Origin of the sequence: Streptomyces prasinopilosus (genome assembly GCF_001419695.1) — a bacterium.
Taxonomy (GTDB): domain Bacteria; phylum Actinomycetota; class Actinomycetes; order Streptomycetales; family Streptomycetaceae; genus Streptomyces; species Streptomyces prasinopilosus.
This window is the reverse complement of record NZ_LIRG01000486.1, coordinates 1-7032: the sequence shown is the minus strand read 5'-3', so window position 1 is coordinate 7032 and position 7032 is coordinate 1. Positions and strand designations below refer to the sequence as shown.

Sequence of the window (7032 nt, the reverse complement as noted above, 5' to 3'; positions counted from 1 at the left end):
CCGGGCGGGCGCGGCCGCCGTCGGCGCCGGGCGCCTCGGGTCGCCGTCTTCGGACCGGCTGGCCATGCTGGTGCTGGGAGCGGCCTTCTTCCCAGCGACAAGGAGCACGGCATGTCCACGGACCCGGTCGGACGATTCCTGACGGCTCTGGACCCGGAGCACCGGGAGGCCATCGGTGCCAAACCGCGCGAGGAGCAGGAGCAGCTCGCGGCGGCCTGGGAACGGGAACTGGAGAGCGACACCGAACTCGACTCCCTCGACGAACTGTCCCCGCGGGCGGCGGAGGCCGAGGCGGCCCGCCGCGTCCTGGACCGGGAGACCGGCTCGGACCTGTCCGGCTGAGTCCCCGGTCGAGGAGCTCCGTCCGGCCGGGGTCCGCCCCGGGGAGCGGGTCACCGCCGGCCCGTCCCCGGCTCCGTCCGGTGCGGTGGCGCGAACGCGGGTGAGGACGGCGTCCGTCCTCCTCCCCCCCGTCCCCCCGGGTGTGGAAAGCTTCCCGCGTGCCCACCTGGATAACCCCGCGCCGCTTGGGCGCCGCCGCCGTCCTGTACGCCGTGTTCGCCGGGGGCTGGTACCTCGGCCAGCCCCTCCCTCACGTCGGCTGCGGTCCGTCCGGGCCGGTCACGGCCTCCGAGGTGACGATCACGGAGCCCGGCGACGTCGCCGGGGGCTTCGACCGGGGCGTCACCGTCATGTCCCGGGTCTTCACCACGGAGTTCGTCTCCGTCGAGGGTGTCGTGCCGTGCGACGCGACACCCGACCCCCGCCTCCTGGCCTGGCTGACCGGCGACTGGCGCTGACCCGCGGCGGGAGCACTTCTTCCGGCCGCGGCGGGAGCGCTCCTTCCGGCCCCGGCGGGAGCACTTCTTCCGGCCCCGGCGGGAGCGCTCCTTCCGGCCGCGGCGGGGCCGTTCGTCCTCGTCCCCGCCGGGACCGCTCCCCGCACCCTCGGCGGGACCGGTCGTGCCACCTGGGCCGGAACCCGTCGCGTCGCCCGCGGCGGGCCGGCCGTGTCACCCGAGTGCCCCCTCCTCCTTCGCCTCCGTGGCGGAGAGCGGGGTGGCGATGTCCTCCAGCGAGCGGCGTTCCGCGTTCACCGCGAGGAACGCCGCCACGACGCCCGCCGCGCACATCAGCCCGGCGCCGATCTGGAAGGCCAGGACGGTGTCGCCGACCACGCCGGACTCGGTCAGGCCGGCGAAGATCAACGGGCCGCTGATGCCGCCGGCGGCGGTGCCGAGGGCGTAGAAGAAGGCGATGGCCATGGCGCGGGTCTCCATCGGGAAGATCTCGGAGACGGTCAGGTAGGCGCTGGAGGCGCCGGCCGACGCGAAGAACAGCACCACGCACCAGCAGGCGGTCATGGTCGTGGCCGTGAGCGAGCCGTTGTCGAAGAGCCAGGCCGTGCCGAAGAGCAGGAGGCCCGACAGCAGGTACGTGCCCGAGATCATGATCCGGCGGCCGACCGTGTCGAAGAACTTGCCGAGGAGCAGCGGGCCCAGGAAGTTGCCGGCGGCGATGACGGCGAAGTAGTAGCCGGTGCTGCCGGTCGGCACGTCGAAGAAGGTGATGAGGATGGCGCCGAAGCCGAAGGTGATGGCGTTGTAGAGGAAGGCCTGGCCGATGAAGAGGGCGAGGCCGAGGACCGCGCGGCGCGGGTAGCGGCCGAAGACGGTCTTGGCGATCAGACCGAAGCCGATGCTCTTGCGCTGGTGGATGGTGATCTCACCGGCGGGCGGGGGCAGCGGCTTCCCCTTCTCCCTCTCGATCTCCCGTTCGACGGACGACACGAGTTCGTCGGCCTTCTCGCCCTGGCCGTGGATGAACTGCCAGCGCGGGCTCTCCGGGACGTGCCGGCGGACCAGGAGGACGACCAGGCCGAGGACGACGCCGAGGGCGAAGCTGAGCCGCCAGCCGAGGTCCTTGGGGAAGATGTCGGTGTCCAGCATCACGATGGACAGCAGGGAGCCGCCGATCGCGCCGAGCCAGTAGCTGCCGTTGATGATGAGGTCGACCCGGCCCCGGTAGTGGGACGGGATCAGTTCGTCGATCGCGGAGTTGATGGCCGCGTACTCGCCGCCGATGCCGAAGCCGGTGAGGAACCGGAAGAGGAAGAACCACCAGGTCTCGAAGGAGAGAGCGGTCAGCGCGGTGGCCCCCAGGTAGACGACCAGCGTCGCCATGAACAGCTTCTTGCGGCCGTAGAGGTCGGTCAGCCGGCCGAAGAACAGGGCCCCCAGGCACGCGCCCGCCACGTACAGGGCGGCGGCGAGACCCGTGATCTGGGCGGAGGTGATGTCCAGGCCGCTGCCTTCCTCGGCGATGCGGCCGGCGACGTTGCCGACGATCGTGACTTCCAGTCCGTCCAGGATCCAGACGGTGCCCAGGCCGATCACGATCATCCAGTGCCACCGGGACCAGGGCAGCCGGTCCAGGCGGGCCGGGACGGCCGTGGTGATGGTTCCGGTCGAGGCGGGCACTGCGGCCGACGACGCTTCCCCTGTCATGGCTCCCTCTCCGTCGAACTCCGCCGGGCTCCCTCGAGCTCCGCCGGGCGAACGTCTCCCTTGTGCCCTGGGCCGGGAGGAACACGCCCGCCGCGCCGGGAGGCCGCGGGGCCCGCCGCAGAGGGCCCCGCCGGCGGGGCCCTAAGCCCCCAGCATGCGGGAGACCGTGTAGATCAGCAGCCCGGCGAGAGAGCCGACGACCGTGCCGTTGATGCGGATGAACTGGAGGTCGCGGCCGATGTTGGCCTCGATCTTCTTCGTCGTGTGCTCGGCGTCCCAGCCCGCCACGGTGTCCGTGATCAGGGAGGTGATCTCCCCCCGGTAGGTGGTGACGACGTACACCGCGGCGCTCTCCAGCCAGCCGTCGACCTTGCCCTGCAGCCTGGTGTCGGCCGACATGCGCGCGCCCAGCGACAGCAGCGAGGCGCGGACGCGCAGCCGCAGCTCGCTGCGCTCGTCCTCCGCCGCGGAGACGATCATGGCCCGTACGGCCGTCCAGACGGAGGCGATCAGGTCCTGGACCTCGTCGCGGCCGAGGATCTCGCTCTTGAGGCGTTCGATCCGGGCGCGGGTCTCGGTGTCGGACTGCAGGTCGGAGGCGAAGTCCGTGAGGAAGCGGTCGAGGGCGCCGCGCGCGGGGTGGGCGGGCATGTCGCGCATCTCGGTGACGAAGCGCAGCAGCTCCTTGTAGACGCGGTCGCCGATCTTGCGGTCCACGAAGCGCGGGGTCCAGCCGGGGGCGCCGCCCTGCACGGCGTCCATCACGGAGTCGCCGTGCGTCACGAGCCAGTCGTGGGCGCGGGTGAGGACGACGTCGACGGCCTTCTTGTGGCCGCCGTCGGTGACGATCCGCTCCAGCAGCTTGCCCATGCCGGGCGCGATCTCCTGGGCGTCCGCGCGGCGGGTGATCGCCTCGCCGACCACCGCCTGCACGTCGGAGTCGCGCAGGACGGTCAGCGCACCGCGCAGGGCGGCCGACAGCTCGGCGGTGACCCGGTCGGCGTGCTCGGGCACCGCCAGCCAGGCGCCGAGCCGGCCGCCGATGCCGACGGACCGCAGCCGCCCGCGGACGACGTCCTCGGAGAGGAAGTTCTCACCGACGAACTCGCCCAGGGAGACGCCCAGCTGGTCCTTCTTGGTGGGGATGATCGCGGTGTGCGGAATGCGCAGGCCCAGCGGGTGGCGGAACAGGGCGGTCACGGCGAACCAGTCGGCGAGCGCGCCGACCATGCCCGCCTCCGCCGCCGCGGCGACGTAGCCCGCCCAGGCGCCGGCGCCCGCGTGGGACGCCCACTCGGCGAGGGCGTACACCACGGCGACGAACAGCAGCAGGCCGGTGGCGATGAGCTTCATCTGGCGCACTCCGCGCCGCTTCTCCTCGTCCGCCGGGCTGAACGTCGTCATCGTGCGGTGCGCGGCACCACCGGCGCGGGCCTGTGCGCGCGGGCCCTCACCGCCTCCGCCGACGCCCCCGCTTCCGCCTCCGGCGACCGCGGTGTCCTCCTTGCGCACGGCGCCCTTCGTGTGCGCGGTGTCCGTGGCGTCCGCCTCGCTCATCCGCCCGATCCGTTCATCCGTTCCGTCCCGCTCCATCCGCTCCGCCCGTCCGGTGATCCCTCACACATTGTCCCTTCCCGTCCGACTCCCGGAACGGAACAGGAGTTCCCCGCGTCTGTCCCATGAGTGGCCCGCTGATGCCCCGACGGACGCCCCGGCAGGGGATCCGGCGGGAGGATCCGCCCGGAGAACGGGCGGAACACGCTCCGGAAACACGGGGAATCAGGGGAAAATCAGGGCAATTCGCGCCGCGGGCCCGGGGCGGACCTCAGGGGGAAGCCGGAGGGAGACCAGGGAGAACCGGGGTCAAAGGCGGGTGACCGCCGGGAAGGAATCCCGGCGGGGGGCCGTCGGAGTGCCGCTCGTCCATGCCGCATCATGGGCTCATCCGTACGGAGTCTCGGACTCCGACCGTCCGAGGAGAACAGAACAGCATGACCGGGGGACGTGACGGGGGCGCGGGGGCGCCCACCGCGAAGTACCGCGCCCTGCTCGCCGCGGTACTCGCCGCGATCGTGGCGGTGTCCGCGGCCATATACGTCGGAGCGGCCGGGGTGCCGTCCGGCCTGTACGGCGACGGCGCCGGGGACCGCGCCACCCGCGCCGAGGCGCGCGGCGGCGACGGGCGCGAGGGCCGCGGGAACCCGGCCGCACCGGCCTCCACCGGCACCTGGGTCTCCTCCTGGGCCGCCCCGCCGGTCGGCGGCGAACCCGGCACCGAACTGACCGGCCTCGCGGACCGCTCGGTGCGCAACGTCGTGCACACCAGCGTCGGCGGCACCGCCGCCCGGATCACCCTGTCCAACCTCTACGGCCAGTCCCCGCTCACCGTCAGCCACGCCTCGATCGCCCTGTCCGCGGGCCGGGGCGACGCGGCGGCCCTCGCCGGCACCATGCGGCGGGTCACCTTCCGGGGGCAGACCACCGTCGTCGTCCCCGCCGGGGGCCAGGTGACGAGCGACGCCGTCCGCCTCGCCGTCCCGCACGACGCGGACGTCCTGGTCACCACCTACTCCCCCACCGGCTCCGGACCGGTCACCCGGCACACCCACGCCCGCCAGACCTCCTACGCCGCCGTCGGCGAGCACACCGGGGACACGACCGGCGCCGTGTACACCGAGGAGAGCACCTTCTGGCGCTACCTGACCGGGCTGGACGTGCTGAGCAGGAACGCGGAGGGCACCGTCGTCGCCCTCGGCGACTCGCTCACCGACGGCAGCACCTCCACCGTCGACGCCGACAACCGCTGGCCGGACGTCCTGTCCGACCGGCTGCGCGAGGCCGCCGCGGCGGGCCGGGACGTACCGCGCTACAGCGTCGTCAACGGCGGCATCAGCGGCAACCGCGTCCTCGCCGACGGCCTCGGCCGCCCCGCGGAGAACCCCAGCGCCCTGAAGCGCTTCGACCGCGACGTCCTCGGCCGGACGAACGTCAAGGTCCTCGTCGTCGACCTCGGCATCAACGACATCCTGCGCGACCCCGGCCTCGCCGACCCCGACGCGGTCGTCGGCGGGCTGAGAACCCTCGTCGACCGGGCCCACGCCCGCGGGCTGAAGGTCGTCGGCGCGACCCTGATGCCGTTCGGCGGCCACCGCGGATACACCGACGCGCGCGAGGCGGTGCGGCAGCGGATCAACACGGAGATCCGCGCGGGGCGCGTCTTCGACGCCGTCGTCGACTTCGACCGGGCGCTGCGCGACCCCTACGACCCGCGCCGGCTGCGCCCCCTCTACGACTCGGGCGACCATCTGCACCCGAGCGACCGCGGGTACACGCGGATGGCCGAGAGCTTCGACCTGGACGACCTGAAGGGCGGGGCACCGGCGCGGCTGTAGGGGGCGACGGGGCCGGGCCGCCTCCGTTCCGCCCCGTCCCGCTCCTTCCCGGCGGCAACGGCCGGGGAGCGGTCGGCCGCCTCGGCCGGGCATCCCGGTCAGCCGTCCCGGTCGGTGGTCCGGCCGACGGTCCCCGTCCTGCGGTCCCGGCCGACGGTCGCGGTCGGCGACGGCCTGGTCAGCGGTCCCGGTCGCGGCGGCGTTCGCCCTGCTCCTCGGTCCGCCGGCCGTGCGGGGAGCCGAAGCCGAGGGAACCGTGGCCGAAGCCGCCGTGACCGAGGGCGGACCGGCCCGGCCACGAGGCACCCGGCTCACGCAGGTCCGCGTCACCGCCCGCCGGCTCCCCGCGGCGGTTCGCCCTGCGCTCCAGCTTCTCGCGGCGGCGCTCCTCGCGGATCTGCTGCTTCTCCATCCGGGTCAGCTTGCGCTTGACGCCGACACCGCCCCAGAAGGCGAAGCCCGAGATGATCACGCGCGGGGCGCCCGGCTCGCCCGGCACGCCCTCCTCACGGTGGTCGAAGCCGCCCATGACGCCGATCCCGCGGACGACGACCTCGACGCCCTGCGGAACGATGACGTCGATCCCGCCCATGACCGCCACCGCGTTGATCACGATCTCGCGGTCCGCGAAGTCCGCCTCGCGCAGATCGATCTCGCCGCCGCCCCAGAAGGCGAAGCAGTTGAACCTCCGCGGCGCCGTCCACCGGCCCTTGCGCTGGAACCCCGACATCACGGCGACGGCCCACGTCGACGGCGCGTCGTCGCCGACACCCACCCGGCTCGCCCAACCGTCGCCCGGCTCGGGGGACTTCGTCAGGGAGACCACGGGGGCGGACACGCCGGGGGCGGGCAGGTCACGGGTGATCGGCTCGAGCTCCCGGTAGGTCCGCGCCCTGTACGTCGCGTCCAGCCGCTCCTCGAACTCCTCCATGTCCAGGCGTCCCTCGGCGACCGCGTCCCGCAGGACGGCGGCGACGCGCTCGCGGTCGGCATCGGAGGCGCGGAGGTCCGGAACTGCGTCGTCGGTCATACCCAGCAGCCTACGAGGTGGCCCCCGCCGAGGGCTACGAGACCACCCGCCCGGCACCGTCTTCCCGGCCGTCTCCCCGGCCGTCCTCCCGGCCCTCGCCCCG

General features: G+C 73.6%; 6 protein-coding genes. 3 read left to right on the top strand and 3 right to left on the bottom strand.

Going from position 1 to position 7032, the window contains the following annotated elements:
- Positions 1–111 precede the first annotated feature (111 nt).
- Both AOK18_RS20175 and AOK18_RS20170 read left to right on the top strand, forming a co-directional pair.
- The gene (locus AOK18_RS20175; RefSeq protein ID WP_055571534.1) at positions 112–342 is read left to right on the top strand and encodes a hypothetical protein; all 231 of its coding nucleotides are present in this window, start codon (positions 112–114) and stop codon (positions 340–342) included.
- A gap of 158 nt (positions 343–500) precedes the next feature.
- The gene (locus AOK18_RS20170; RefSeq protein ID WP_055695273.1) at positions 501–800 is read left to right on the top strand and encodes a hypothetical protein; all 300 of its coding nucleotides are present in this window, start codon (positions 501–503) and stop codon (positions 798–800) included.
- A 213-nt stretch (positions 801–1013) separates the two neighbouring features.
- Here AOK18_RS20170 and AOK18_RS20165 read toward each other — a convergent pair whose 3' ends face one another.
- Together AOK18_RS20165 and AOK18_RS20160 are read right to left on the bottom strand one after the other, a co-directional pair.
- Entirely contained in the window at positions 1014–2507 is a 1494-nt protein-coding gene (locus tag AOK18_RS20165) for an MFS transporter (protein WP_055695272.1), read from the bottom strand.
- 141 nt (positions 2508–2648) lie between these two features.
- The gene (locus tag AOK18_RS20160; RefSeq protein WP_079039694.1) at positions 2649–4064 is read right to left on the bottom strand and encodes a DUF445 domain-containing protein; all 1416 of its coding nucleotides are present in this window, start codon (positions 4062–4064) and stop codon (positions 2649–2651) included.
- Between the two features lie 434 nt (positions 4065–4498).
- Between AOK18_RS20160 and AOK18_RS20155 the strand changes: the two genes are divergently transcribed.
- Entirely contained in the window at positions 4499–5899 is a 1401-nt protein-coding gene (locus AOK18_RS20155) for an SGNH/GDSL hydrolase family protein (RefSeq protein WP_055695271.1), read from the top strand.
- 178 nt (positions 5900–6077) lie between these two features.
- Here the strand turns inward: AOK18_RS20155 and AOK18_RS20150 are convergent, their stop codons facing one another.
- Positions 6078–6929 carry a DUF1707 SHOCT-like domain-containing protein gene (locus AOK18_RS20150; RefSeq protein WP_055695270.1) on the bottom strand — a complete coding sequence of 284 codons (852 nt, stop codon included), beginning with the start codon at positions 6927–6929 and terminating at the stop codon, positions 6078–6080.
- Between the last annotated feature and the right edge of the window lie 103 nt (positions 6930–7032).

Coding starts and splice junctions, on each gene's coding strand:
- AOK18_RS20175 (WP_055571534.1), top strand. CDS start 112: ATGTCCACGGACCCGGTCGGACGATTCCTGACGGCTCTGGACCCGGAG.
- AOK18_RS20165 (WP_055695272.1), bottom strand. CDS start 2,507: ATGACAGGGGAAGCGTCGTCGGCCGCAGTGCCCGCCTCGACCGGAACC.
- AOK18_RS20160 (WP_079039694.1), bottom strand. CDS start 4,064: ATGAGCGAGGCGGACGCCACGGACACCGCGCACACGAAGGGCGCCGTG.
- AOK18_RS20155 (WP_055695271.1), top strand. CDS start 4,499: ATGACCGGGGGACGTGACGGGGGCGCGGGGGCGCCCACCGCGAAGTAC.
- AOK18_RS20150 (WP_055695270.1), bottom strand. CDS start 6,929: ATGACCGACGACGCAGTTCCGGACCTCCGCGCCTCCGATGCCGACCGC.